The sequence below is a fragment of the Amycolatopsis sp. NPDC051372 genome (genome assembly GCF_040682095.1).
Taxonomy (GTDB): Bacteria; Actinomycetota; Actinomycetes; order Mycobacteriales; family Pseudonocardiaceae; genus Amycolatopsis.
In genome coordinates this window covers 1-24,692 of record NZ_JBFBAF010000055.1, presented here as the reverse complement: position 1 = coordinate 24,692, position 24,692 = coordinate 1, and the positions used below count along the sequence as shown (strand labels likewise).

The 24,692-nt window shown below is 66.7% G+C and carries 25 protein-coding genes and 1 pseudogene; 13 read left to right on the top strand and 13 right to left on the bottom strand.

Translation table 11 applies throughout. The features are described 5' to 3' along the window. The first annotated feature begins 143 nt into the window (after window positions 1–143). Window positions 144–683 (top strand): hypothetical protein, encoded by a 540-nt coding sequence (locus AB0M56_RS47640; RefSeq protein ID WP_364189425.1) that lies wholly within the window; start codon window positions 144–146, stop codon window positions 681–683. Window positions 684–1,348: 665 nt separating this feature from the next. Here AB0M56_RS47640 and AB0M56_RS47635 read toward each other — a convergent pair. Continuing rightward, entirely contained in the window at window positions 1,349–1,933 is a 585-nt protein-coding gene (locus AB0M56_RS47635; protein WP_364189422.1) for a DJ-1/PfpI family protein, read from the bottom strand. Between the two features lie 77 nt (window positions 1,934–2,010). Here AB0M56_RS47635 and AB0M56_RS47630 point away from each other — a divergent pair, with 77 nt between their 5' ends. The 3 genes from AB0M56_RS47630 to AB0M56_RS47620 all read left to right on the top strand — a co-directional run bounded on the left by AB0M56_RS47630 (window position 2,011) and on the right by AB0M56_RS47620 (window position 4,972). Beyond that, the gene (locus tag AB0M56_RS47630) at window positions 2,011–2,982 is read left to right on the top strand and encodes an AraC family transcriptional regulator (protein ID WP_364189419.1); all 972 of its coding nucleotides are present in this window, start codon (window positions 2,011–2,013) and stop codon (window positions 2,980–2,982) included. Window positions 2,983–3,547: 565 nt separating this feature from the next. Then, window positions 3,548–4,708, top strand: coding sequence for a trypsin-like serine protease (locus tag AB0M56_RS47625; RefSeq protein ID WP_364189416.1), 1,161 nt, complete (start codon window positions 3,548–3,550; stop codon window positions 4,706–4,708). Window positions 4,709–4,828: 120 nt separating this feature from the next. Continuing rightward, a complete protein-coding gene (locus AB0M56_RS47620; RefSeq protein ID WP_364189413.1) occupies window positions 4,829–4,972 on the top strand; it encodes a hypothetical protein in 144 nt (47 codons plus the stop codon). Window positions 4,973–5,121: 149 nt separating this feature from the next. Here the strand turns inward: AB0M56_RS47620 and AB0M56_RS47615 are convergent, their stop codons facing one another. Next, on the bottom strand, window positions 5,122–5,436 hold the full coding sequence (locus AB0M56_RS47615) for a hypothetical protein (protein WP_364189410.1): 315 nt from the start codon (window positions 5,434–5,436) through the stop codon (window positions 5,122–5,124). Window positions 5,437–5,653: 217 nt separating this feature from the next. Between AB0M56_RS47615 and AB0M56_RS47610 the strand changes: the two genes are divergently transcribed. Further along, window positions 5,654–5,971 carry a hypothetical protein gene (locus AB0M56_RS47610; protein ID WP_364189407.1) on the top strand — a complete coding sequence of 106 codons (318 nt, stop codon included), beginning with the start codon at window positions 5,654–5,656 and terminating at the stop codon, window positions 5,969–5,971. Then, window positions 5,959–6,657 carry a hypothetical protein gene (locus tag AB0M56_RS47605; protein ID WP_364189404.1) on the top strand — a complete coding sequence of 233 codons (699 nt, stop codon included), beginning with the start codon at window positions 5,959–5,961 and terminating at the stop codon, window positions 6,655–6,657. Before AB0M56_RS47610 ends, AB0M56_RS47605 begins: the two co-directional genes overlap by 13 nt. 788 nt (window positions 6,658–7,445) lie before the next feature. On the opposite strand, the pseudogene AB0M56_RS47600 reads toward AB0M56_RS47605, so the two are convergent. The 7 genes and pseudogenes from AB0M56_RS47600 to AB0M56_RS47570 all read right to left on the bottom strand — a co-directional run. Continuing rightward, window positions 7,446–7,586: pseudogene (locus AB0M56_RS47600) on the bottom strand (aldo/keto reductase); the annotation flags it as partial. 76 nt (window positions 7,587–7,662) lie between these two features. Further along, window positions 7,663–7,863 carry a hypothetical protein gene (locus AB0M56_RS47595; protein ID WP_364189401.1) on the bottom strand — a complete coding sequence of 67 codons (201 nt, stop codon included), beginning with the start codon at window positions 7,861–7,863 and terminating at the stop codon, window positions 7,663–7,665. A gap of 113 nt (window positions 7,864–7,976) precedes the next feature. Next, the gene (locus AB0M56_RS47590; protein ID WP_364189398.1) at window positions 7,977–8,426 is read right to left on the bottom strand and encodes a nitroreductase family deazaflavin-dependent oxidoreductase; all 450 of its coding nucleotides are present in this window, start codon (window positions 8,424–8,426) and stop codon (window positions 7,977–7,979) included. Window positions 8,427–8,522: 96 nt separating this feature from the next. After that, window positions 8,523–8,648, bottom strand: a complete 126-nt coding sequence (locus AB0M56_RS47585) for a hypothetical protein (protein WP_364189395.1) — start codon at window positions 8,646–8,648, stop codon at window positions 8,523–8,525. Continuing rightward, window positions 8,642–9,430 carry a LysR substrate-binding domain-containing protein gene (locus tag AB0M56_RS47580; RefSeq protein WP_364189500.1) on the bottom strand — a complete coding sequence of 263 codons (789 nt, stop codon included), beginning with the start codon at window positions 9,428–9,430 and terminating at the stop codon, window positions 8,642–8,644. Before AB0M56_RS47580 ends, AB0M56_RS47585 begins: the two co-directional genes overlap by 7 nt. 214 nt (window positions 9,431–9,644) lie before the next feature. Then, the gene (locus AB0M56_RS47575) at window positions 9,645–10,463 is read right to left on the bottom strand and encodes a zinc-binding dehydrogenase (protein WP_364189392.1); all 819 of its coding nucleotides are present in this window, start codon (window positions 10,461–10,463) and stop codon (window positions 9,645–9,647) included. A 376-nt stretch (window positions 10,464–10,839) separates the two neighbouring features. After that, window positions 10,840–11,466 carry a TetR/AcrR family transcriptional regulator gene (locus tag AB0M56_RS47570; protein WP_364189389.1) on the bottom strand — a complete coding sequence of 209 codons (627 nt, stop codon included), beginning with the start codon at window positions 11,464–11,466 and terminating at the stop codon, window positions 10,840–10,842. A gap of 550 nt (window positions 11,467–12,016) precedes the next feature. Between AB0M56_RS47570 and AB0M56_RS47565 the strand changes: the two genes are divergently transcribed. From AB0M56_RS47565 to AB0M56_RS47555, 3 genes are all read left to right on the top strand, one after another. Then, on the top strand, window positions 12,017–12,802 hold the full coding sequence (locus AB0M56_RS47565; RefSeq protein WP_364189386.1) for an alpha/beta fold hydrolase: 786 nt from the start codon (window positions 12,017–12,019) through the stop codon (window positions 12,800–12,802). A 472-nt stretch (window positions 12,803–13,274) separates the two neighbouring features. Continuing rightward, window positions 13,275–13,574, top strand: coding sequence for a hypothetical protein (locus AB0M56_RS47560; protein WP_364189383.1), 300 nt, complete (start codon window positions 13,275–13,277; stop codon window positions 13,572–13,574). Window positions 13,575–13,731: 157 nt separating this feature from the next. Further along, a complete protein-coding gene (locus AB0M56_RS47555) occupies window positions 13,732–14,694 on the top strand; it encodes an NADPH:quinone oxidoreductase family protein (RefSeq protein WP_364189380.1) in 963 nt (320 codons plus the stop codon). A 486-nt stretch (window positions 14,695–15,180) separates the two neighbouring features. Here the strand turns inward: AB0M56_RS47555 and AB0M56_RS47550 are convergent, their stop codons facing one another. Then, window positions 15,181–15,834, bottom strand: coding sequence for a TetR/AcrR family transcriptional regulator (locus AB0M56_RS47550; protein ID WP_364189377.1), 654 nt, complete (start codon window positions 15,832–15,834; stop codon window positions 15,181–15,183). Window positions 15,835–15,981: 147 nt separating this feature from the next. On the opposite strand from AB0M56_RS47550, the gene AB0M56_RS47545 reads away from it, so the two are divergent. The 3 genes from AB0M56_RS47545 (at window position 15,982) to AB0M56_RS47535 (ending at window position 18,195) form a co-directional block, all read left to right on the top strand. Next, on the top strand, window positions 15,982–16,530 hold the full coding sequence (locus AB0M56_RS47545; RefSeq protein WP_364189374.1) for a peroxidase-related enzyme: 549 nt from the start codon (window positions 15,982–15,984) through the stop codon (window positions 16,528–16,530). A 62-nt stretch (window positions 16,531–16,592) separates the two neighbouring features. Then, window positions 16,593–17,240 carry a nitroreductase family protein gene (locus AB0M56_RS47540; protein ID WP_364189371.1) on the top strand — a complete coding sequence of 216 codons (648 nt, stop codon included), beginning with the start codon at window positions 16,593–16,595 and terminating at the stop codon, window positions 17,238–17,240. Window positions 17,241–17,373: 133 nt separating this feature from the next. Beyond that, the gene (locus AB0M56_RS47535; RefSeq protein WP_364189368.1) at window positions 17,374–18,195 is read left to right on the top strand and encodes an isocitrate lyase/phosphoenolpyruvate mutase family protein; all 822 of its coding nucleotides are present in this window, start codon (window positions 17,374–17,376) and stop codon (window positions 18,193–18,195) included. A 329-nt stretch (window positions 18,196–18,524) separates the two neighbouring features. Here AB0M56_RS47535 and AB0M56_RS47530 read toward each other — a convergent pair whose 3' ends face one another. Further along, window positions 18,525–19,820 carry an MFS transporter gene (locus AB0M56_RS47530; RefSeq protein WP_364189365.1) on the bottom strand — a complete coding sequence of 432 codons (1,296 nt, stop codon included), beginning with the start codon at window positions 19,818–19,820 and terminating at the stop codon, window positions 18,525–18,527. Between the two features lie 812 nt (window positions 19,821–20,632). Between AB0M56_RS47530 and AB0M56_RS47525 the strand changes: the two genes are divergently transcribed. Further along, a complete protein-coding gene (locus AB0M56_RS47525) occupies window positions 20,633–21,412 on the top strand; it encodes a transposase family protein (protein WP_364189362.1) in 780 nt (259 codons plus the stop codon). Between the two features lie 334 nt (window positions 21,413–21,746). Here AB0M56_RS47525 and AB0M56_RS47520 read toward each other — a convergent pair whose 3' ends face one another. Beyond that, entirely contained in the window at window positions 21,747–22,580 is an 834-nt protein-coding gene (locus AB0M56_RS47520; RefSeq protein WP_364189359.1) for an aldo/keto reductase, read from the bottom strand. A 460-nt stretch (window positions 22,581–23,040) separates the two neighbouring features. Next, complete coding sequence (locus AB0M56_RS47515; protein WP_364189356.1) at window positions 23,041–24,069, bottom strand: alpha/beta hydrolase; 1,029 nt, start codon at window positions 24,067–24,069, stop codon at window positions 23,041–23,043. Between the last annotated feature and the right edge of the window lie 623 nt (window positions 24,070–24,692).

Below are 24,692 nucleotides of genomic sequence, written 5' to 3'. Positions count from 1 at the left end.
TGGTCAGGGCCGTCCCATCATCTGTGTGTCATCGCGTTTGCCGTGGGGCCCGGGGTTGGCTGGCGGGAGAGCTTGGTGAGGATGTGCCCGATGCGGAGATCGGGCGGTTGCGGTCGTGGCCGGAGGAGCTGGGTCGGGGCGAGTTGATCCGGTTCTTCACGTTCGGCGCGGATGCTGGACGAGTTGCTGGCCGCGCGGGCGAAGGCCTCGGAGCACAAGCTGGAGTTGCTGGAGCGGACCTCGTCGCCGGCGGAGCCGCGGGTGAACTGCGCGAGGAACTCATCTGCGCTCGCCTGCTCCGGCATCGTGGGTTTGCGCACGGGGCGGAAACCGGCTCGGTGGAGCGGTTTCACGACAAGCTGAGCTTGATGATCGTGCGGTCGGTGCCGACGGACTCAATGCGGATGGTCAACTCGTTGACCGTCACCACCGAACCGGGGCCGCCGATCACCCTGAAGAAGCCGTTCTGGGTGGCTTGGCATGGCGGGTTTCCGCCCGTGCAAGCGAGGTGGAAGTCGGAGAACCCGCTGACCGAGTTGATCTACAGCTCGACCTCCCTGTCGGACATCGCCGTGGGCGTCACCACGGCGATGGTCGGCGGCGGCGAGGAGGTTCCGGGCAGCAGCGACAGCCGCCGCCCGGTCTGGACCTCCACCTCCCAGTTGCCGTCGAGGCAGGCGTAGATGTCGGCACCGGCGGGTGGCAGCGTCACCGACACCGAGCTTCTGACCGGGGGTTACCGACGTGGTGGCCGGCGGCGCGGAGCCCGGGACCGGTGAGGTAGGCGTAACCCTGTTACAGCCCGCCATCCCCAGCGCGACGACCACCACACCGCACCACCGCGCTCGCCGATTCACGGGCCCAATCCCCTCCTGATCGCCGGATGCGGACCCTACGGGCAACCGCCGGGAGGGGTCCCGCTGAGACGGCCGGGATCCGGCCACAGCCCCGACCGCCGCACCGCCTTGGTGAGCAGTTGCCGTTAGCGCCGCCGCGACCCGCGCCGAGCGCCTGCTCGGCCCACAAGCAGCGGGCTGGCCACCGCGGAGGGGATCACTTTCTCAACCTGGAGGACGAAACCAGCATCGCCAATGCAGCTGAAGAAACGACACGACAACTGAGACTGACCATGGCGACATCTGCATGAGACAGCTCAGAAACACCCAGGTCGCAGAAGATCGAGACGTCACACCCCGCGAGAACCTACACTTGTTCGTGATAACCCCTGCTCGGGTCGGCCTACGACGACGGCGCCGCCGGCGCCGGCGCCCGCGAGGTCCCGCAGGCTCCGCCGGTGACCTGGGCCCGCGTGCCACGCGGGTCGTTGGCGAGAACCTCGAGGACGTGCTCAGGCAGGCTGCTGCTCGAGGGTGCGCAGGTGCGCCATGATGCGGTGCAGTTCGACGGGAAGATCGCCAGGCTTGCGGGCGGTGAAGATGGCGCCGTCCTGGACAACCGGCTCGTCGATCCACGTGCCGCCGGCAGCCTCGATCTCGGAGCGTACCCCGTACCACGCGGCGAGCCGGCGTCCTTCTGCCAGCCCCGCGGAGATCAGAACCTGGGGACCGTGGCAGACCAGGCCCATCGGTTTGTCCGCGGCGGCGAAGGCCCGGATGAACTCGAGGGCCTGAGGGCTGCCCCCCAGCTCGACCGGCGCGTAGCCGCCGGGCACGTACAGCAGGAGGTAGTCGGAGGCGGCGACGTCGGCCACGGCCAGAGTCTGCGCGATTCCGAGGCCTGCTGCTCCGGTGAGGGCACCGCCCGAGGGCGTGATGACGTCGACGTCGTATCCGGCCTCGACGAAGCGGTAGTAGGGGTAGAAGAACTCGATGTCCTCCACCTTGTCGGCAGTGAGGATGGCGATACGGCCCTTGCGGGGCTCGTTGGTCGGCACGGCGACACGGATGTCGGCGACGGGCACGGTCTCGGACACGGGATACCTCCTGGGGTGCTGCTTCTGTGGATCTCTTACAACCTCTAACCTAGGTCGAGGAAAGGAGACGGAAAATAGTGGACAGTCCAGATAATGAAATAGATCGTCCAGGACCGCTGGACCCTCTCGAAAGCATCCTGTCGTTGACCGGCGCTCGGGCCCGGCTCACGGCGAGGCTCGCCGGTCACGGCGACTGGGCAGTGCTGTTCCCGGCGCCGCCGGGGGCGAAGTTCAACGCCGTGCTGGAAGGCACCTGCACGCTCACGGTCGACGGGCAGGCGCCGCTCACGCTCCGGGCCGGGGACGTCTTCCTGCTGACGCGACCGGCCGAGTACGTGCTGGCCACCTCGCCCACGGTCGGCGTGCAGCCGGCCGCACCGTACTTCCACTCCACGCCGGCCGAGGCGGCTCTCGTCGGATCACCGACGGAGCCGGTCACCGCCCGCCTCGTCGGCGGCAGCTTCGAGTTCGACGGCCGGGCCAGGCAGCTGCTGCTGGACGGGCTGCCCCCGGTCATCCACCTCCCCGGTCACGCCGAAGGCGCCCTGACGACCCAGCAGATGCTCACCCGGATCGATCGCGAACTCCGCCAGGACCGGCTCGGCTCCCGCATCGTCGCCGAGCAACTCGCCCTCGTGATGCTCATCGATCTCCTGCGCCACCACATCCGCGACGCAACTGCGGGCCGAGGCTGGATATACGGTCTCGCGGAGCCCGTCACCGCGACCGCGCTGCGCGCGATGCACGCCGACCCCACCCGCCACTGGACGGTGCAGCAACTCGCCGACACCGCCCACGTCTCCCGCTCCACCCTCGCTGCCCGGTTCAAACAGGCCGTCGGCCAGGGTCCCCTGGAGTACCTGACCCGCTGGCGCCTGGAACTGGGAGCCGACCGGCTGGCCAGGACCGATCAGGGCATCGCAGCCATTGCCCGCTCCGTCGGTTACGGCTCGGAGACAGCATTCAGCCTGGCGTTCAAGCGGATGACCGGCCAAGCACCGGGCGCCTACCGCCGCCGGACCCGCGGCCACACCGACGAAGCCGCCTGAGCGGTGTGCCGGTGAACGAGCCGTCCGGCGTGCCGGCGATGGTGCCCCGGAGAGTGCTCGGGCTGTCGCGGCTTGATCAGGCAGGCCGTTCGCGGGGCGCGCGCCGGCGGCCTGACCGAGGTCGGATCGTAGGACTAGGCGCCGTACCACCAGATCCGGGCGAGTTCGCGGGCAAAGGGTGGCGTCGCCGCTGCCGTCGTCGGCGCGAATGTGGTGAGCGATCGCCTGGGGGCCTCCCCAGATGATGCTCCGGCTCGCGGCGACCGCGTCGACGTCGGCCGGGGTCGAGCCGCGGGCGATCTGGAGCAGCAGTTTGCACCGGAGGTGCGGCTGCCGAACAAGTCGATGCCGTCATGGGCCCAGCATGCGGGTAGATCGACAGTGTCCTCGTCACGACAGCCGGCCCGCCCAGCCTCGACCGGCACCGGCCGAGTGACCGATCCGGGCCCCCAGCGGCATAGATCTTATAGATAACTCCATCCTCGACCGCAGCCGGACGCGGCGGCAGGGATAGCGCCCGTAGAAATTCTCCTGGTAATGCAGTTCATCCTAAGGAGAAAGCCTGATGACACACCCTGAACTCCGCCGCGGAGCCCGCCGGGCAGGAATACTGGTCTCGGTCTCAGCAGCCCTGCTCACCGGTTTGGCCTCTGCCGCATCCGCGATTTCGCACGGCACCGACGCTCCTTCCGGCGAGGCATCGTGGATGGCGACGCTGGCCATCCCTGGCACTGGTCCGCTCACCGAACGCGGCTACTGCGGGGGAACGCTCATCGCCCCGGATCGCGTATTGACGGCCGGGCACTGCGTGATGGACAAGTCCCCGGCCGACTTCGAGGTCTATTTCGGCGCCGACCAGCTCTCCCAGACCCACGAGGCACCGCACCAGGTCCGCGGCTGGTTCTGGCATCCGGGCTGGCGCGAGATCGACACCGACGACGAATCGTTCGCGGCCCATGACCTGGCTGTGGTCGTGCTCGACCGGCCGGTACTCGACGTTCGACCAGCACAGTTCGCGACGCCCGCCAAGGTCGCTGCCGCCGTGAAGCGAGGGGCCACCGGACAGGTCTACGGCCATGGCCGCACAGAGCACACCGACCCGGCAAAGGGCGGGGAGACGGACCGCCTTCAACAGGCCGCGATGAAACTGCTCCCGCCCGGGCAATGCGCACCGGACATCCCGCAGGATTCCGTGGGCAGCTCCGGATTCTGTGTCACCGGAGTGCCCGCCGGTCCGGCCGATCCGGCACCGAGCGTCTGCGCAGGCGATTCGGGCGGACCGCTCATGCTGTCCACGGCGGACGGCCCCGAACTTGCGGGAGTGCTCAGCGCGGAAAGCGGCAACGAGTGCGACGGCGACGCGCACCAGGGCGAGCTCATGAACCCCAGCGACTGGCGAGAGGAAGCCCTGCGCCCGAATCCCGAACTGGCACCGACCGGGACGCTGCGGATCGCGGGAACCCCGGCCGTCGGTCAACGGCTGGACGCCACGGTCGACGGGCTCACACCCCGCTCCGCCGCCGTACGCTACGACTGGTATCAGGAAAAGGTCACCGACACCGGCTTCAAGTACTTCGTCGCTGTCGAGGGAGCCACAACCCCGGCCTTGACCGTTTCCCAGGACCTCCTCGGCAAACAGCTGAAATGTGTCGCAACACTGACCACCTCGGCAGGCGAAGTGCGGCTGGAAGCACTCGTGCCTCAGCCCAGGGAATTTCAGCGGTGACACCCGAAAAAGCCCGAAACGATGGCTGGCCGAAGGTGCCGGACGAGGTCACCGGCGCCCGGCCCGTCGAAGCCTTCGGCGACCAGGGCGTTGCGCAATTAGCTGAGCACCTGCGCCGCCGTGATCTTCCTGCTCGCCATCCTGGGCGGCTGCACGGTGGCCGCATTGACCTACCTCGCCAGCGACACCGTGCCGGGCGCGAACCTGGCCGGGCTCACCATCGCCGGCGGCGTGATTCCCGCACTCCACAAACTCCTCGGCTGACCAACCGCTGAGTCCCCCAGCTGACGTTGCGACCCTACGACCACGACCTCGACCCCCGCGGCGGCCGAACGGGTAAGCAACCGATTACTCACCGAGGTGAAACTGATGCTGCCGGGGCCGTAGATCCGCGCACGTTCGAAGCACGACGCTCAGCCCAGCTCGAACAGCACAGCCTGCTCCTGGCGGGCAACGTCCACACCGACGATGCGTCGGCACTTACGGCAGGTGACCTCGCGCGCGGTCGCCTGCAGCTCCCCCGCCGCCCCGAGCCCGGACCAGCCCTGTCGGCAGGCCGGCGCGGGCAACGTCAGGCCGTTGATCCAGTCACGCCAGATCACACCATGCACGGTCTCCGACGTGCCGATCCGCAGGTTCATCCCCGCGAACATGCGGTGCTGCGCCGCGGCGAACCCGGGCGGGTCCACCCGGTGCACCGGGAACAACGGGATCGGCTCTGCGCTCACCAGACCAGTATGCAGCGACCACCGACGTTCTCGAGCGGTGCGAGCATCGCGGCCAGGCCAGGGGATCGACGCGGCGAGTTATCCACAACCCGCACGAAGCGATCGCCTATCGTGCGCGCCGGACTCGCCATGCGGGCGTTGAGCCTCGAACATGAGTGCGAGTCTAACCACGGGGTTTGCGGCTGCGCCGCTGGTCAGCGGGGTTGACGATGGACAGGTGCCCGTGCCGTCACTGCCGTTGCGGCTCGCTGTCGCCGAGCAGGCCGCCGTGCTGCCCGAGGCCGGCCACGGGTACGAACCCCAGCTCGACGGCTGGAGGTGCCCGATCCACGTGCCTGCCAGGGCGGCGCAGTCCCGCACCGGCAGCGACCTGACCGACCGGTTCCCCGGCGTCCTCGAGGCGGCGGCCATACTGGGCCGGGTGGTGCTCGACGGCGAGATCGTCGCCTACCTGCCGGAGGGGCGCCTGGACTTCGCGGCGCTGGCTACGGGCCGGTGCGGCACCGCGCCGAGGGCGTCACGGTGGTGTTCGTAGCGTTCGACCTGCTCGGCAGCCGCGGCCACGACCTGCGGACGTTGCCGTACTCGCGCCGGCGGGAACGGCTTGAAGCGGTGATCGGCGCGGGCAACGCCGGCGTGCAGCTGATGCGCTCGACGTCGAGCTGGCGCGCGTGGATCAGCGCGGAGCAGGCCGCTGTCGGGGTCGCGGGGTCCCTCGCGAAGCCGCTGGGCAGCCGGTACCCGCTGCGCGGTGGCCGCGCGGGCTGGGTGAAGGTCCGCCACGTCGACGACGTCGACGCCCTGGTCCTCGGCGTGACCGGCTCCCCCACCCGACCGACGGCGCTGGTCCTCGGCCAGACCGACCGGCGGGCAGGTGCGGGCGGTGGGGCTCTCGACCACGCTGTCGCGGCCGGCGCTCGCGTCCCTCGCGGGCAGACTCCGGCTCGCGCCCGGCGGCTCCGTGCGAGCCTCAGGAGTCGTGGCCGGCCTGCCCGGCAACGAAGACTTCACCTACTGGCCGGTCGAACCCGGCGTCATCGTCGAGGCACGCGCGGACTCCGCATTCGAGCTCGGCCGCCACCGACATCGGCTCCCCGTGGTCAGGGCGAAACCCTTCACCACCAGGCCCTGAGCCCCAGGTCAGGGGTTCGTCGGTGCCTCACCGCGTTTCAGGGCGGCAATGGTGGCCCGGATTCGCTCTTCTTCTTCGTCAGCGGCTGAGCCCATGCCGGTGACCCGGTCCATGTGGACGACCAGGAGGGCTTCGAGCCGATTCAGCCATTGGGCGTTCGACTCGCCGGGTCTCTGCTGTACCTGGTCAACCATGCCCTCAGAGTACGGCTTCGCCCTGACCCGCGAAGCCGCTTGGAAGCCAATCGTGACTACGAAAATGGGATATTTGTTACGGAGATTTCGCACGAAAACGCACGCCCAGTTTGCCGGGTTTCCGCAACCGTCTCGTGGGCCGTCCTTGCAGGAGTAGCACGAGTGATACCGGCGCTACAGATGAGAGATCGCTCGGTCGGGGGCATGGATCAGCGCCCGTGGACTGCAAGGATCTTGGTCGTGCCTCCCACACCGACACCAGCCATGATCGGGGCAGCACTCGGGCCGGCGGTGGACCCTCACCCGGCGGACACCGGAAATTGTCCTTGACGTGCTGGTCTGACCGAATTCCGGTGTGGGAGGCTGCGAACATGTGGGGGCAGTGAGGCTGCGCTTTCGAAACGAGAGCGGCACGGAAGTGGGGCGGCTGCGCCGGCAGGTACGGCGGCGGTATTGGCGTGGGATGCGCCGACTCATCCAGTTCGTGGTGAGCGACGACCCCGACGGAGCCGAGAGCCTCCTCCGGCGGGCGCGAAAGCGGGCAAGCCGCTCCGCCAACGACCAGCTGGTGTTGGTGAGGTTGCTGATCGACGTGGCCGATTCGAGACACGAGACCGGGCACACAGAGGAAGCGATCACCGCACTGTGGGAGGCCGCCGAAACGGGCCGGCAGGGACTCCTCACGTGTCGATGCTGCGGTAGCCGGCGTCGAGCGCGGTCTTGACCGCGGCCTTCGTCTCGGCGGCCGGCACCTGGAAGACGCCGAAGCCGAGCTGCGGCATTTCGACACCGTTGTTCAACTTCACTACGGGAACGTTGGTCAACTCAAAAACCCTTCTGTACGAACGAAGAACTCACGGAACGAGCGGCCTGCTCAGAGACGACGGAGGTGCCGCACGATCAACTGTCGGAGTTGCGTTCCCTCTCCTCCGCCTTTTCCTCGGCCACTACAGCGTCGTGGAAGCTGCGTAGTTCCGCCTCGTAGATTTCCCGCTCCGGGACGTCGTCGCCGTCCGGGTCGGCGCTGTCGGCGACCTCGGCGAGTTCGAGATCGACCACTTCGTGGAGTTCGCGGATCACTGGTTTGGGCTTCTCGGTCATCGTTGCTCCTGTGTGTCATCGAGGTGGCGCTTGACCCGGCGACTCCGAGACCAAGGTCGGCGCGGGGCCTTTGGCCCGAACTCGGTGGGAAGGGGTCACAGTGCCGAGATCGGTCAGCTGCCCGCAACCGGCTCCAGTACGAACACGGGAATCTCCCGGTCGGTCCGTCCCTGGTATTCCGCGTACGGCGGGTACACCGCGACTGCGCGCTCCCACCACTCGGCCTTCTCCGCGCCGGTGACCTCACGCGCCCGCATATCGCGGCGGACTGGGCCATCCTGCAGTTCCACGTGCGGATCGCCCTTGACGTTGAAGTACCACACCGGGTGCTTCGGCGCGCCACCCTGCGAGGCAACCGCCACGTACGTCCCCTCGTGCGCCACCCGCATCAGCGGCGTCTTGCGGATCTTCCCGCTTTTCGCGCCCCGCGTCGTCAGGATGATGACCGGCAACCCGACGTCGGGTGAGATGGTCCCCTCCGTCCCACCGGAACTCTCGTACAACGCCACGTGATCGCGCACGTACTCCACCGGACTCGGCTCGTACTCGCCCTCGAGAGCCACCGTTCCATCCCTTCGTCGCCGTCACACATCTTCGGACCCTGGGAAACAGCGGCAGCGGAACGCCTCGTCCTTACCGGCCTTCTCGCCACCTCGTGCTCACGCACCGAGTTCCTGCAGAATGCCGATCACCGCACTCACTGCGGGAGGGAGGTCTCGGCCGGCGGCCAGCGTGATGCCGACGCTGTGGCACGCCAGCTCGAAGTCCGGCCCCAGACTCACCACCCCCGGCAGTCCCTCGTCGATGGATGCCGGCCGCGCGGCGATCGAATCCGTGGCGAGGAGCAAGTGTCTCGCCGCGAGGTAGGAAGTGGTCTCGACCCGGTTGCCGGGAGTGGAATGCTCCGAACGCTGAAGAACTGGTCCAGCTCACCCCGCAAGCGAGCCCCAGCGTTGGGGAAAATCCACGGGTAGTCGGAGAGCTCCGACAGATCGATCCCGTCCCGGCCGGCGAGCGGATGCTCGGTCCGGACCACCAGCGACACGACCTCGTCGTGGAGCGGCACTCGGATGAAGTGTTCGTCGGTCGGCTGGGCCAGCCGACCGACGACGAGGTCGAGGCGTCCCGACGCCAGCTCCGAGAGCAGCCTGCGGGGCCACGCCTCGTTCAGCTGGACGGTCAAGCGCGGGTGTCGGGTCTTCAGCGCCTCGACCGCCCGCGGCACCAGGGCGTTCGAACCGGTGAGGTGAACACCGATCGACACTGTTCCCAGATCGGCGTTCCGGAGCTGAGCCACGTGCGTCCCGGCCTGGCGAATCTGGGACACAACAGCCTGGGCGTGCGCGGCGAACGCTTCACCGAACAGCGTCGGCGACAAGCCTCTCGAATGCCGGTCGTACAACGAGACTCCGAGGACTTCTTCGAGTTCGCGCAGTGCACGAGTCGTAGCCGGCTGCGTGACGCTCAGGTCGTCGGCGGCCGCGACGAGGGTGCCGCGACGCGCGATCGCGTCGATCAGCAGTACATGCCGAATCTTCAGACGCCCGGCGAGGAGGTTGGGCGGCATCACAGCGCTCGGCATATCGAGGTACGTAGCTCTGGCCCTCATCGGCAACGTGGAAACACCCCCTCAATCCGCCTGCGAATGGACGCGTGACGGGTGGGTGCCCGGGTCGCCCGGCCCGGAGATCGGCTAGACCCCCTGAGCGCTTCCGCGTACAGGTCGTTAGGTGCCGATCCATCGCGCCGTCTTACCGGCAATCTTGCGATTGTTCCTCGGTTCACGTTCCCGAGGCACCATCGCTGGTCACCGGCGGACCACGGAGCAATGTCGCCATTCCGCTTGGGCGACGAGCGGCAGGGTCAGCCTGTCCTCGCTCAGCAGTGCACACAGCGTCGCGAGCTGGGTGGAGTCCGGGCGCACGTGGACGTCGGCGACGCTGACCACGCCCGGCCGGCTGCGGGTCGCCGGTGATCGTCGCCATCCGGCCGCCTTCCCGCACTGCCAGGATGGTCTCGGCGCTGGCTCCGGGCACAGCGTTCGGGGCCGTGTCAACGCCGACGCCACCGGCCAGCTCGCGGACCCGATCCGGCCAGCTTGTGCCGTGGTAGTCGACGGCTTCAACCGCGCCGGCCTGCCTCACCCGAGCCGCGCTCAAGGGCCCGGCAGTGGCGATCACCCGGGCTCCCCGCATGGCGGCGAGCTGCACTACCAACCCTGCGGTCGTCCCGCCGGCACCGTGGACAAGCAGTGTCTCGTTCTCGGCAACCTCGAGCGATTCAGAGACCACCTGCTCCGCAGTCAAAGCAGGCACCGGGACCGCCGCTGCCGTTTCCCATGCCACACCACGAGGCTTCGACACGACCAGATCGGCGTCGACAACCACCCGCTGGGCCCAGCAGCCCTGGTGGCGCAGCGGAAACGGATGGCCGAGAACCTCGTCGCCCGGCCGCAGTCCCGCAACCTTCGAACCGACTGCGGCAACCGTTCCGGCCACCTCCACACCAAGCGCCATCGGCGGTGTCAGGCCGACGGACCACAACCCAGAACGGACGATGTCATCCCAGCCGCCGACGCCCGCCGCTTCAACTTCGATCACCACTTCACCGGACCGGGGCCATCAGGCTCCAGGAGGTCCAACAACCAGACCCGGCCACCGATTTCACGCACTCCGGCGGCAAACACCACGCTTTCTCCAACCCACTGGCAAAGCCCGAATCCATCTCGCGACGACACGCAGGGCGCACCTGGCGTGATCTGCACGACTCACCAACCGGCCAGACCCGCGAGTCCCGCCACTTCGAAAAGACTCGTTGGGCTTGTGGTCGTCCCATAACTGGCCGACGAGAGTCGTCTCGTCTGCCGCCGGGTAGGCTGTCCGAGCATCAATGGGTGCACCCCTGTGAGTAGCAACGCACCAAAACTCGCCTACCGTATAACTGGAGTGTCTACAGTGGTGGCCTGTTCATGACGACTCACACCTCGAGAGTACGAATGTAGCTGATGGCCATGTCGAGTGCGATGCGCATGGACTTGACGTCTCCCTCGGTCCGGGCGAGCAGATACCCGCCCCCGAACGCGCCTATCAAGCCGATGGCCAGCCGCTCCGGGTCGGCGTCACAACGCAGTTTCCCTGCTCTGCGCATCCGCCGCAGACCGTCCGCAATGAGGCCACGCCAAGTTTCAACGTGGCCGGCCAGGATGGACCGAGTTCGTTGATTCTGATCAGACAGATCGCCCGCCAGAGAACCGAGCTGGTATCCGTAAGTCCCCTCGCGCAGGCCGATCCACTCGATGATCGAATCGCACCAACGCTCGAGCCCGTCCACCGAGTTCAGCCGGCGCAGGTGCGCCCCGTGCACGGCGAGCAGATCTTCTGAATGATGTTCGATCACATCTTGGACCAGTGAGTCCTTGTCCGCATAGTGCCGGTAGAGCTGCGACTTGCTCGTACTGCTCGCTGCGCGAACATCGTCGAGCGTGGTGGCGGCTATCCCTTTGACCGTCAGTACATTCGCCGCAGCGCGGACGATCCGAGCCCGGGTCGCTTCACCCCGCGCCGTCAGCCGGACAGGCTCCATCGTGCTCTCCGCCTCCACCACCTCGACAGCCTGTGTTGCCAGATGACGACGATCACCCGGGACGCGGTGACCACGGCAACCGTCGAAACTCCTGCCACCTTCCTAACAAAAGAGGACCAGAAAGTCCAGAAGCCGTCCGCCGAACGAGGAGGGACGCGGCCTCGACAACGCTGTGCAGACTTCTTGCCTATTCGTCCCTTGCCCGCCCCTCGGGGCGACGCACGATGGCGAACGAGGGTTCGTCAGCCGCGAGATCGATGCCCAGGGCCGAACGCGGGTGGAACCGACGCCAGCGCGGAGCGCCACATTGGCCGCCCGGAGCTCCGAGTTGCCGCTGCGCGGAGCTCCGGGCACCCGAACCCGGCCGCGACACGTTGCTGGGCCCAACACGGGTTCTGTCCTCGCACGCAATGGCAGCCGCTCCTTTTCGGCCCACCCGCGGCGGTAAGACTCGGCCGATCGCCGCCTCCAACACTCCGGCACGCCCGAAAGACACGGCATCGCCCTCGAAAACACGAATACCCGACTCGGTGACGAACAGGAGCACTTCTCGGTGGCACGACGGACTCTGTTGAGCTTCACCTCGCAAGGACCCGAGGCGGAAACGACGATCGTCCTCGTGCATGGGCTCGGCGGACGGCGGGCGCAAACCGCTGCGCTGGCCGACGACCTGAGTCACGACTCGCACGTCGTCTCGGTCGACCTCCTCGGACACGGCTCATCGCCTGCCGGGCAAGGCGCGGACGGTATGAGGGCACAGATCGAGGCACTCCGGCAGCTCATCGAAGACCTCGCGCTGGCGCGCGTAGCGCTTGTCGGCCACAGCGCAGGCGGAACAACAGCATTGCGCATGACGAACGAGGTGCAGGAGATCGAGACCGCCATCCTCCTCGATTCCTCGCTCATCATCAGTGACGCCGTCGAAGACTGGGCAGATCACCTGGCGAGCTCACTCGACCGCGACGGCTTTCACAAGACTGTGACGGACCTTCTCCGTGCCAATCTCGGCGACAAGTCCATGGCGACGATCTCCGACGAGGTCAACGAAGCCGTCAAACACACCAATCCCGAGGTCGGCGCCGCGCTCCTGCTCGACGCCGTAACTTTCGACGCGCCAGGTGAGATCCGACGAAGCCCATCGCGGCTCTGCTACGTCAGGTCCTCCCGGCCGATCACCGCCGCGCAACTTCACGCAGTGCGCTCGGACGTGACCTTCCACCGCGTGGAGCACGCCGGCCACTGGGTCCAGATGGAACAACCATCGAAGGTCGCCGACATCATCCGCCGCCACGTATCCGCTCCGACAGGCGTGCCAACGCACGTTACGGGGTCACAGCCGAGCGAGGCGTTGCCCTAGGCAATTTTGTTGCAGACCGTCCACCGGCACACTTTCACTGAACAGTGCCGACAACTCCTTGATGAGGGACCGTGGTGGCACCTGACCGAACCTCCCACACTGCCCGGGCTGACGGCGCCCGCGGAGATCGTGGTCGACCGCTGGGGTGCACGCAAGGCCGATTCGGTCGCGCGAAGCGGTGGCGGTGTCCCGCGGTGGCCGGCCACTGGAGTCCGTCATGGCCTGATTATCGGGTATGCCGCGGGCGGTCTTCACCGACCTCGAACGTTACAGCTATTGACCGTAACGTTCGGGGTGTCTTACCTTCGTTGAGCCCGGGGCCCCAGGCGAAGGCGTGTCACGAAGGCCGCGTCCGAAGCGGCCTGGGTTCCCCGCGCGTCGCGGCGTATGGACGCCGCGGTACGACTCGACGCTTTCGACCCGGTGACGTCGTGGAAACTCAGACAGGTCGGCCGTGGTCGGCTGACCGGTAATGTTGATCGCCGCGGCGACGCTGTCGAAGGTGAACATTCATGAGCCGACCGTGGCCGCGGAGGATCTCACCGAAGGCCAGTGGTTCTGGCACGAACCGGTGCGTGGACTGCGGGCATGGTCTTTGCAAGTCGCCGAGATCCTGGTCGGCGTGACCACGGTGCGGATTGTCACCACCGACAACATTCGAGAAGTTGTGTCCTACCGGCGCGATCGGCGTGTGCGGCTGAGCAACGGCCACGGCGACCCCTGCGGCGCCAGTCCTGGAGAAACGCCACCCCTCGCCGCCCGGGCACGCTGACCGTTGCCGGCTCAAGGTGAGCGGGCATCAACACCCCGATCAGCAACGAAGAGGGCGCGGCAGCCTACGACGAGCTCAACGCCCTGGTCCGCAAGCTCCTGCTCGAGTGCATTTTCGGAAAAGGAATACTGTGTTCTCTGGTCGCGCATGGCGTGTGGTGAAGTTCGGCGAACCGGACGAGGCGGTTGAACTCCAGGAGATGACCTGGGCCGAGCCGTCGTCCGGGCAGGTGCTCATCCGGGTCCGGGCGGCGGGGGCGGGGTTTCCTGACCTGATGATGACGGCCGGCGCTTTCCCGCTGCTGGGTGCTCCGCCTTTCGGTGTCGGGGAGGAAGCCGCGGGTGAGGTCGTCGCCGTACCGCCGGGCTCTTCTTTCTCCGTCGGTGAACAGGTGAGCGGCATCACTGATTTCACAGAAGGGTGGGGAGGTTATGCGGACTACGTGTACCTGCGCGAGCGCTCCACGATCCGGATTCCTCGGGGGATGACGGACGAACAGGCGGCCGGTTTCCCGATCGGCTTCCGCACGGCGTACGCGGGGCTGGTCGAGCGCGCGCCGGTCGAACCGGGTCAGAGCCTGCTCGTTCTCGGTGCCGCCGGAAGCAGCGGGGCCGCCGCTGTGCAACTCGGCAAGGTGCTCGGCGCGACGGTGATCGCCGTCGCGGGAAGCCCGGAGAAGGTGGACTTCTGCGCGCGGCTGGGCGCCGACCACGTCCTCAACCACCGGACGGACGACTTGACGGCGCGAATCGCGGAAATCACCGACGGCCGTGGCCTCGACCTCATCTACGATCCGGTGGGCGGCGACACGGCTGCCACGGTGGTGAAGAGCATCGCGCGCAACGGGCGTATCGCCATGATCGGCCTGGCGAGCGGCGCGCCGGTGCCTCTCGACCCCCTGGACATACTGCTGCGCAACTACACGGTGGTCGGTGTGCTGGCGAGCCCGTCCGACGCGCAGACGGAGGCAGCCGCGTGGCAGCGCCTGACCGAACTGGCGGCGCAGGGCGCGATCGCGACGCCTGTGGGCGCGGTGTACGCGTTCGATGAGGTGCCGCGGATGATCGCACGACAAAGTGCCCCGCCGGCCGGCAAGTCCATTGTGCGAGTGGTCGGGTGAGGACCGGCGCTCACCGCATGTGCTGCCACCCCGGCCGCCTCGGTGGGCGCCCCCGCGGGCCTGCGGGCCCGGCTGCAGCGACACATATTCGCGGGTCTTTCCGTGCACGTGCGGCCGCGCATTGTCGAGCGAGGGTCGACTTCACCCGTCCCAACCCCGAGTACCGCTGGAAGGCAGTCGGGTACTTCGTCCCGGCCGACAGTGGCCTGCACGCCGACAAGATCGAGGTAAAGAAGGCCAACGACCCGGCCGGCGAGGAACGGGAGGGGTCAGCCCGCTGACGGACGCGCACACGCTCGCGATCCTCGTGTCGGGCGGCGCGTTCCACGTCGAGGTCGGCGGGCAGAGCGTGCTGTTGTCCGAGCTTGGACGCTACGCCCTCTTCGGGCCGGCGCACGCGCATCGGTTGCAGGCTCCGGGCGGGGCCACGATGCTCACCGTCCGGTGGTCGTTCTCCCGGTAGGGAAGGACGCCGCGAAGCTCGGGTTACTGCGCCCGCGCCCTGTCGGCGTCGGGGGACGTCGCGAAGGTCTCCACGTAGTCGACCGCGGCGTACAAGGCGTCGCGCAGCGGCGCGATGTCCCGGGCGATCTGCGCGAGGAGCATGCCACCCTGATACGCGGCGAGCAGCGCGTGCGCGAGGCGGGCGGGATCGGCCGCGGCGTCGAGGCGGCCGAGGTGCTGCATCCGCTCGAGTCCATCGCGGAAGATGTCCCGCCACTGCTCGAACGTGGCGGCGAGCTGCTGGTGAACGTCGAGGTCGGTCTTGACGATCTCGCTCGCGAGCGATCCGAGGCTGCAGCCGTCCTCGAACGGACGGCCATGGGCGACGTAGAAGTCCGCCCACTCCCGGAACGCGTCGATGGTGTCGAAGCCGTCGAACTTGTCGCTGCGGTGGAAGTCGAGGACACCGCGGGCCTGCCAGTCGATGACGGCGAGGACGAGGCTCTCCTTGTTCGGGAAGTAGTGGTTGAGCTGGGAGCCGCTCACGTCCGCGAGTCGGCGAAGCTGTTCGTTGTTCGCCGCGTGAACGCCTTTGGTGTAGATGAGATCGGCCGCGTGTTCGAGGATGCGGGCGCGCGTCGCCTGCCCCTTGTCGGTGAGCTTGTGGGGCGGCCGAGGTCCCGTGTCCGTCTTCATGGTCTCCACCCTACCAAAAATTGGGCTTGACAGCCCATTCCCGGATGGTGTTCACTTCCAGAAGTGGGCTAGACAGCCCAAAAAATTGGGGGTGGCACTCGCGGCCCCTCGAGGATCACCGCCCACGAATCAACGGAGGCCGACGCCATGTCCCGACTGACCACCCCCTCCCCCGACGAGGTTCCCGCGGGAGCGCAGGCCACCCTCGACGGTATCCGCGCCCAGTTCGGCTTCGTGCCGAACATGTTCGCGACCCTGGCAGCGAACCCGGCCGTCCTGGACATCGTGATGACCCTGCAGGGCAAGATCGGCCGGGTTCTGGATGCGAAGACCCGGCACACGATCGCGCTCGCAGTCTCCCAAGCCAACGGCTGCAACTACTGCCAGGCCATGCACGCCTACGTATCCTCCGAACTCGGCGGTATGTCGCATGACGACATCGAGCTGGCTCGCGCAGGGAGCTCCACCGACCCCCGGCGCGCCGCGGTCGCTCGCTTCGCGCAGCGGGTCGTCGAAAGCCGTGGGCAAGTGAGCGACGCCGACATCGCGGCGGTGCGGGGCGCCGGCTACACCGACGGGCAGATCCAAGCGATCGTCACGGTCGCGGTGGTGTTCCTGCTCACCAACTTCCTCAACAACGTCAACCAGACCGACGTCGACATCCCCGCCATCGGGGCGGCGAACACCGCCGCCTGACCACGCACCCAGCTACTCACCCATACATTTTTCACAACGTCGCAAGAAGAAAGCAGATCGACATGGACCTCGACAAGCTGATGACCAAGCACCTCACCCGATACTTCGACGGCAGCAGGGCCATCCCGGAAGAAACACTTCAGCAGCTGCTCAAGTTCCTGCGCTCGGCGCCGACGTCGGTGAACGTGCAGCCGAACCACTTCTACGTCCTCGGCACGGACGAAGGAAAGAGGCAGCTCGCGGACAATCTGGGCGAACGCTTCGCCGACAACGGTGAGAAGATCATGAACGCTTCGCACGCGATCATCATGACCACCCGCGTGGACGTGCCCGACGAGCACCTCGAGGCCGTATTCGACAAGGAGAGGGCGGATGGCCGTTTCCCCGACCCCGCGAAGCAGTCGCTCTGGGAATCAATGACCCGCGACTTCCTCACCATCCGCAACTACGGCTACAAAGACCTGAACCACTGGATGGAGAAGCAGACCTACATGGCGCTCGGGATGACGATGATGGCGGCGGCCGAGCTCGGGGTCGAAGCCATGCCGCTGGAAGGGTTCGACCCGACCACCGTCGACAAGGCGTTCAACATCCGCGAGACCGGGCACACCACCACGGTGCTGCTCGCACTCGGCTACCCCGACACCGCCAAGGCCTACAGCACCCCGATCTCACGTTTCGAGCCCGAGCGGCTCTTCACCTTCGCCTGAACGACCCTGGCTTCGTCCGTATCGCGCTTTGCCGTAATACGGCACCGCGAACCGGCACTGATCAAGTGCACGGCGAAGACCCAGGCGCGCATCGAACGACCGTCGAACCGCAGAAAGAAGTAAGAGCATCACCATGCCTGAAACGACGCAACACGCTCACTACGAACAGTTCCTCGAACTCCATCGCGGCACCGGCACGTTCATCATGCCCAACGCCTGGGACGCCCCGTCGGCCCTGCTCTTCAAGGAAGCCGGGTTCAAGTCCATCGCGACCTCTTCAGCGGCTTTCGCGGCGACACTGGGCCGGCTCGACGGCGTCCACGCCATCAGCCGCGACACGCACCTGGATCATGCCGCGCTCCTCACGTCGGTGAGCGACCTGCCGATCAACGGCGACTTCGAGGACGGCTACGGCGAAACTCCCGAGGACGTCCGGGCCACCGCCAATGCCGCCATCGCCCGTGGCCTGGCCGGCATCGGAATCGAGGACACCACCGGTGACCCCGCCAACCCGATTCGCAGCTTCGACGACGCGGTCCGCCGCATCGAGGCTGCCGCCGCGGCCGCGCACGGACGGATCGTTCTGACCGGCCGTACAGACAACTTCTTGTGGGGGATTTCCGACGTCGACGACACCATCCGCCGCCTCACGGCCTTCGCGGAAGCAGGAGCTGACGTCCTCTACGCACCGAACCTTCCCGATCTCGCCGCCGTGAGTGCGGTCGTCAACGCGGTCGCGCCCAAACCAGTCAACCTCCTCGTCGGCCCGTCAGACGGGATGAGCCTGGAGGAGCTGCAGAAGATCGGTGTGCGTCGGATCAGCCTCGGAGTCGACCCGTACACGCACGCTCTGGGAGCCATTCGGACAGCTGCAGCGAATCTCGTGACGGGTGACCTGACGGCACTCGCATCAGATCTCACCTTCAGCCACATCATCAGCCTCATCAGGAGCTGACACGACTGCGCGGCGCCGCTCTCAGAGGCATCGGCCGCGCAGAATCCGCCACCACTCCCCTGGACCGTGTGGCCGGCGGCGGTGGTCCTGTCTGCTCTCCGCGAGCAGCCCGAACGTCAGGGCCACCGTCGACGACCTCACCCGAGACCATGGCCGGGCCACAGGCCATAATTTGCGAAGGCGAGTGAAACCGGCCCCGGTAACGGACCCTCAGGCAGCAAACCACCTCGCAGGAAAAGGCTGAGCGAGGCGGAGGGGCGACCTACGCTCGTGGCCGCACTGGGTCGTCCTCCGTGCGGCGCCAACCAAAGCGTTTCGCTCCCGTCGCTTCATTCCCTGCGGGCGAGTGTCACGAACCGCATCGCCACCGCTGCGAGGACGGCGGAGGCCAGGATGATGAAGCCGGCCGTGAGGAACACTGTCGGCAAGCTCGTCGACGTGACCAGGACCGCGCCGAGGCCAGACCCGACTGCCAGGGCTATCTGAAGGTTCGTCACATTGACCGCGGACGCGGCCTCCGGGGTATCCGCCGCGGCATCGAGTAGCCAGACCAGCGTTCCAGGGTTCACGACTCCCCAGAACAAGCCCCACAGCACGAACAAGAGGCCGGCCAGCCAGGGTAAAGACCCCACGATCGCGAGCCCGATGATCAATGCGGCGACTACCGTCGCGGCCCCGGCGAAGCTGCCGATCACCCCGCGTTTGAACAGAGATCCGGCGATGAGTGAGCCGACGATGCCACCACAGCCGTAGATGATGTAGAGCAGAGAGATCATGCCGCCAGACAGATGTGTGTGGTCCGTCAGGAACGGTGTGATGTACGTCCAGGCGGTGAACTGTCCGATGAACACCACGGCGCCCGCCGCCATCCCCAGCTGTGCCGCCCGCCGGGTCACGACTCCCACGAGATCACGCAGGTGCGTGCGCCCGTCCGGCGGAATACCCGGCAGTACGATCGTCTGCGCGGCCACCACAAGCAGCGTCGCCGCCGCGGCGGCAGCGAAGGTAAGACGCCAGCCCACGAGGTTGCCGAGGAACTGTCCCGCCGGCAGCCCTACCACTGTGCCCCCCGAAATGCCCGCTGCGATGATGGTGATGGCGCGAGTGCCACCGGAGGGTCCGACCAACTTGGGCCCGACCGGTGAGACCACGGTCCAGAAGGCTCCGAGAGTGGCGCCGAAGAACATGCGGGCGATCAGCACCAAGGCGAAGTTCGGCGCCACCGCGACGACCGCGTTCGACGCAAGCACTGTCAAGCCGAGGACGAGAATGACCGAGCGCCGGTTGAATCGGCCGGAGCCGAGGAAGAACAGCGGCGCCGACACCGCGGCGCTGAAACCCGGCACGAGCACCATCAACCCCGCAAGGCCCAGCGAAATATGCAATCCGTCGGCGATGCGCGGTAGCAGTCCCACCGGCATCGTCTCTGTCATTACGATGATGAACGCGCCGAGTGCAATGGCGCCGACTGCCGCCCAGCCTCGTTTGCTCCCCGGCTGTACAGCGGTGACGGCAGCGCGCTCGGCCCCAGACTGGATCGGGACTGCCGCCGCGCACGACGACGTCGAGACCACACGCACCTGCGTTGCGCGACGCGTCGGCGTACCCCCCTCGGTTTCCGTCATGAAGTTCTCCATTCTCGTCACGTACCCCTCAATAGCTTCAGCGCAGCTCGACGCCCCATCCGCAATCCCGCCGGCGAAGCGCCGACACAACTCGGTCAGACCTATGCCCCCCATGCTGCGCCGCGGCGCCGCGGCGCGGTCCAGGTATACGGCGACGGGCGCCCCACGGTCGCCTTCCGTGGCCGGATGTGACGTGCACAGAAGCCATCGTGCTGACTCGATGCCGGGGTGCGAGTGCCATTGCCGGGCCTGCGGAGTGTCGATGCGAGAGAATTAGCCGCGCCCGTGGGCCCAGCACCGCGGGATCGCCGAGAACCGGCTTGGCCCACACAAGTCATGCACGTTCGTTGTCGACGTTGCCGCACAGGCGATCAGCGTCGAGCCCAAGTCGGGTCTTACCGCCTCGATGGAGTTCTTCCCGCCGCGGGCGTTGAACACCGATGCCTTCGTGGGTTCACCGGTCCGTCGCCTGCCCCGTCACCACTTGGTTACTGGGCTGGCAAGCCCAATCCGGGGTAGCGTGTGAAAGCATGGAATGCACATCAACGGGAGCGCGGGAGCCTCACAAGTCACGGACAAGGGACAGGTGACAAGCGTTCGTGTTCTAGAGCACGCTGCGGACCGTCATCTACGCCAAGGGTGTCCACGCGACGAACAACCAGCAGATCCGCCACGCCGCCTGTGTCAGCGGATCGCAGCTCAACGATTACTTCCCGAACAACTAAAGTCTCGTCTTGGCCGTTATCGCGTGGCTAAGGGATGTCTCGTAACCCGGTGTGGGTCGGTTGGGGGTGGTGGTTGATCATGGTGTGGTGCAGGTGATCTCGGCGTCGCGTCCGGAGTGGATTGCCCCGTTCACGGGGTTGGAACCGGGTCAGTTCCGGAAGCTGGTGCGGATCGTGGCGAAACGTGGCGGTGACGAGATCGCTGATGGCCGACCTGGTCGTCAGTGGCGCCTTGACCTGGCCGATCGTGTGCTGCTGGTCGCGACGTACTGGCGGACGAACCTGACGATGCGCCAGATCGGGCCGCTGTTCGGAGTGTCGCATTCGGCGGCGCATCGAGTGATCGACACGATCGGGCCGCTGCTGGCGCTGGCCCCGGTCCGCACACGGCGGATCGACGCGATCGCGATCGTGGACGGCACCCTGGTGCCGACGCGGGATCACCGGCTGGCAGCACCGTCGAAGAACTACCGGTATTCGGCGAACGTGCAGGTCGCGATCGATGCCGACACCCGGTTGGTGATCGCCACCGGCGACGCGCATCCGGGCAACGCAGGCGACTGCACCGTCTACCGCGCCTGCGGCATCGAGCAGAAGCTGGCGGGGCGTTCGGTGATGGCCGACGGCGGTTACCAAGGCAATCCCGAGGTGATCATGCCCTACCGCAAACCCCGTGACCGCAGCGATCTGCCCGGCTGGCAGGAAGACCTCAACGCCGGGCACCGCAAGATCCGGGCCCGTGTCGAGCACGCGCTGGCGCGGATGAAGTGCTGGAAGATCCTGCGCGACTATCGCCGCGCAGCCAGCACGCTGAACGACACGGTCTCCGGCATCGCGCACCTGCACAACATCCTCCTCGCAGACTGATCCGCAACACCAGCCCCACCAACCACAAGAGCAGTTACGAGACATCCCTTAGCCGAGCGCGGCCTCGCATTCCATCACACCGAGCAGTTCCCTGTTTCACCAGCCTCGACGCGGGTTCCGCGAGTGAGCGGATTTCCAAAATTAGTTATGAGCACGCCTACCAGGGTGGCATGCTCCTCGCCAGGTCGCTCGCAGCATCACTCCAGTCCGCGAAAGAACCCGGACGTTACGAGCTTCCTTGCTCACGGTGCGGGTGGACCTCAAGCAGCAAAAGGAACCGGGCGGACTCCCTCGAGGGGAGTCCGCCCGGTTCGTCGTCCGCTGTCGACCGGGCTCACACGAGGTCGAACGTGTCCGGGTCCGGACCGGTGCGCCCGTCGCGGTCGAGGGCCGACAGGGCGGCGACGTCGGCGTCGGTGAGGGTGAAGCCGAAGACGTCGAGGTTCTCCGCGACGCGCGAGGGTGTGACCGACTTCGGGATGACCACGTTGCCGAGCTGCAGGTGCCAGCGCAGCACCACTTGAGCGGGTGTGCGGCCGAGGCGTTCGGCCGTCTGCGTCACCACGGGCTCGCTCAGCAGTTCGCCGCCCTTGGCGAGGGGGCTCCAGGCTTCCGTGGCGATGCCGTGGTCGGCGTCGAAGGCGCGGACGTCGGTCTGGACGAGGTACGGGTGCAGTTCCACCTGGTTCACGGCCGGCACCACGGCGCCCTCGTCGAGCACGCGGCGCAGGTGCGAAGGCTGGAAGTTGGACACGCCGAGGGCGCGCACGCGGCCGTCGGCGTAGAGCTTCTCCAGCGCCTTCCACGTGTCGAGGTACTTGTCGCGCGCGGGCAGCGGCCAGTGGATCAGGTAGAGGTCGAGCTGCTCGAGCCCGAGCGCCGTCAAGCTGGAGTCGAACGCGCGCAGCGTCTGGTCGTAGCCCTGGTCGCTGTTCCACAGCTTGGTGGTGATGAACAGCTCGTCGGCCGCGACGCCCGACTCGGCGAGCGCCTCGCCGACGGCCGCTTCGTTGCCGTACGCCGTGGCGGTGTCGATGCTGCGGTAGCCGGCGTCGAGCGCGGTCTTGACCGCGGCCTTCGTCTCGGCGGGCGGCACCTGGAAGACGCCGAAGCCGAGCTGCGGCATTTCGACACCGTTGTTCAACTTCACTACGGAAACGTTGGTCAACTCAAAAACCTTTCTGTGCTAACGAAAGAGTTACGGAACGATCGACTTCGCGACCCGCCGTCCACACGCGGAGCGCCGATGGCGGGTCGCGGCCGACGTAGGAGATCAGGTTCGCCGCCTTCTCCGTGCGGATCAGCACACGGTCGGAGGTCGTCGACCAGGAACCTCTGCTCCGCCGTGGCGAAGTAAGTCCGGTTGCACGCCCGCACGAACTCATGCACGCCTTACGTCAAGGAGGCGCCCGGGCGCCGCGCGGTCCAAGGTGAAGCCGTGCTCGTCACCTCCGGCGTCCCGCTGCGCACCCGTGCGTTGAACCATTTCGTACGACGTACCGCCGAACGCGACGTCAGCCGCTGGTTGGCGTTGGTGGCGCTGCAGCCGCCACCAACGCGAACCTACCGACGTAGATGCTTTTTGCGAGTTGCCGAGATCGTTGTGATCCGCCTCTCGACGGCGAAAGTTACTTCTTCAGGAAGGACTGCAGCAAAGCCGTCACTTCCTCTGGCCTCTCCTGCGTCACGAAGTGGCCCGAACCCTTCAGGACGTGTCCCTCGACGTTCACGGCGTACTCACGCCACTGGTCGGGGATGAGTGAACCGAAGGAAAGCTCGCCACCGATCGCGAGGATGGGCATCTTCAACTTTCCCTGAGCCAGGAATTCCTTGTTCTGCTGAACATCCGTGCGGATCCCACGGTATATACTCAGGAAGGCCGTCAGGCGGCCGGGCTGCTTCAGGAAGTGGGCATAGTACTCAAAGTCCGACTCCGTGAACGGCGACTTATCGCCCGCCACGTATTCCAGCATCAAGTCGTGGACAAGGTCGCGCTCCTTGCCGGCGATGAGCTTTTCGGCGAGGGGCAGCTGGAAGAAACCGAAGTGCCACGCCGCCGGCTGGGCCGGGTCGGCGTTGAGCACGGGGTATTTGTACCAGCTCTCGTCTGGGATGGTGGCTTCCATCACGGCCATGCTTCGCACTTCCGACCGAAATTGCGCCCCGTATGCGTAGGCGACCCACTCGCCAAGGTCGTGGGCGATAACCTGGACGCCCTTGTTGAGGCCGAGCTGCTTCAGCAGCTCATGCACGTCCCTCGCCAGCTGTGCTGTATCGTAACCACTCTTGGTGACCTCGGACTCACCAGCACCACGCATGTCGACGGCGATCACGGTGTGGTTCTTGGAGAGCGGCACCATCTGCTGCCGCCACTCGGACCACTCCTCGGGGAACCCGTGGATCATTACCAGAGGCGAACCTTTGCCGCCCCGCACGTAGTGCATGCGAAAGCCGTTCACTTCCGCGAACTCGGACTGAAAACCAGCGGGCAGTTGAGATTGTGGGTAGGCCGATGGTGACTGCGCCGTCGCGGAGACATGCTCGTCATTCTCGCTCCGTGCTGCAGAGCTAGAATTCGCGAAAATCACGAGCAGGAAGGCTGCAAGAGCCGCAATGAAGGTGAAAGGTCTGTTGACCTTTCCTATTTTGATACCCACCGTTCTCCTACTTGGGGTCGGTACTCGTTATGCGTCACCCGACGCATGGGAGGTTGAAGCGATTCAGGTGGGGTGTCGTCGTCGAGCCATTCCCCCGTTCGTTCGCCTGAAGGCCGGAGCCGGCCGCTAGTCGATACCCGACGTCAACCCGATCGAGATACAAGACTTCAACCCGATCGAGTGGATCGCTTCAGAGAGTGAGCGCCTGGGGGTAGCAACTTCTTACCCTCCCTGCCTCGTTCAGCCGAGCCTGACCGCCCCAACCGCCACGTGGGACCCACGCCGCCTCACCTCAAGTAGAGCCCGGGAGGTCCAAAAAGTCGCTGCCCACCGCCCCAGGCGGTCAGGCAACTCGTTGGCCGGTTCCGCACGACGCGATGTTCCTGTCGACCTGCCGCGCACCCCGGGAAGGCATGGCGCTCGGAGCATCGACAACGGCAGTCTGCGGTGCGGTGCCGGATGGCCTGCGGCACCGCCGATCGCCACCGCGCCACCGCTACCAACTGGCGTGATCCGCACGATCTAATACTGCAACGGCACTCGGGTGGCGTGTGGTAGATCATCGTGGTGGTGGTCGATGTGGTGATGGATCAGCTGGACCGGGTGCTTGGGCGGATTGGGGG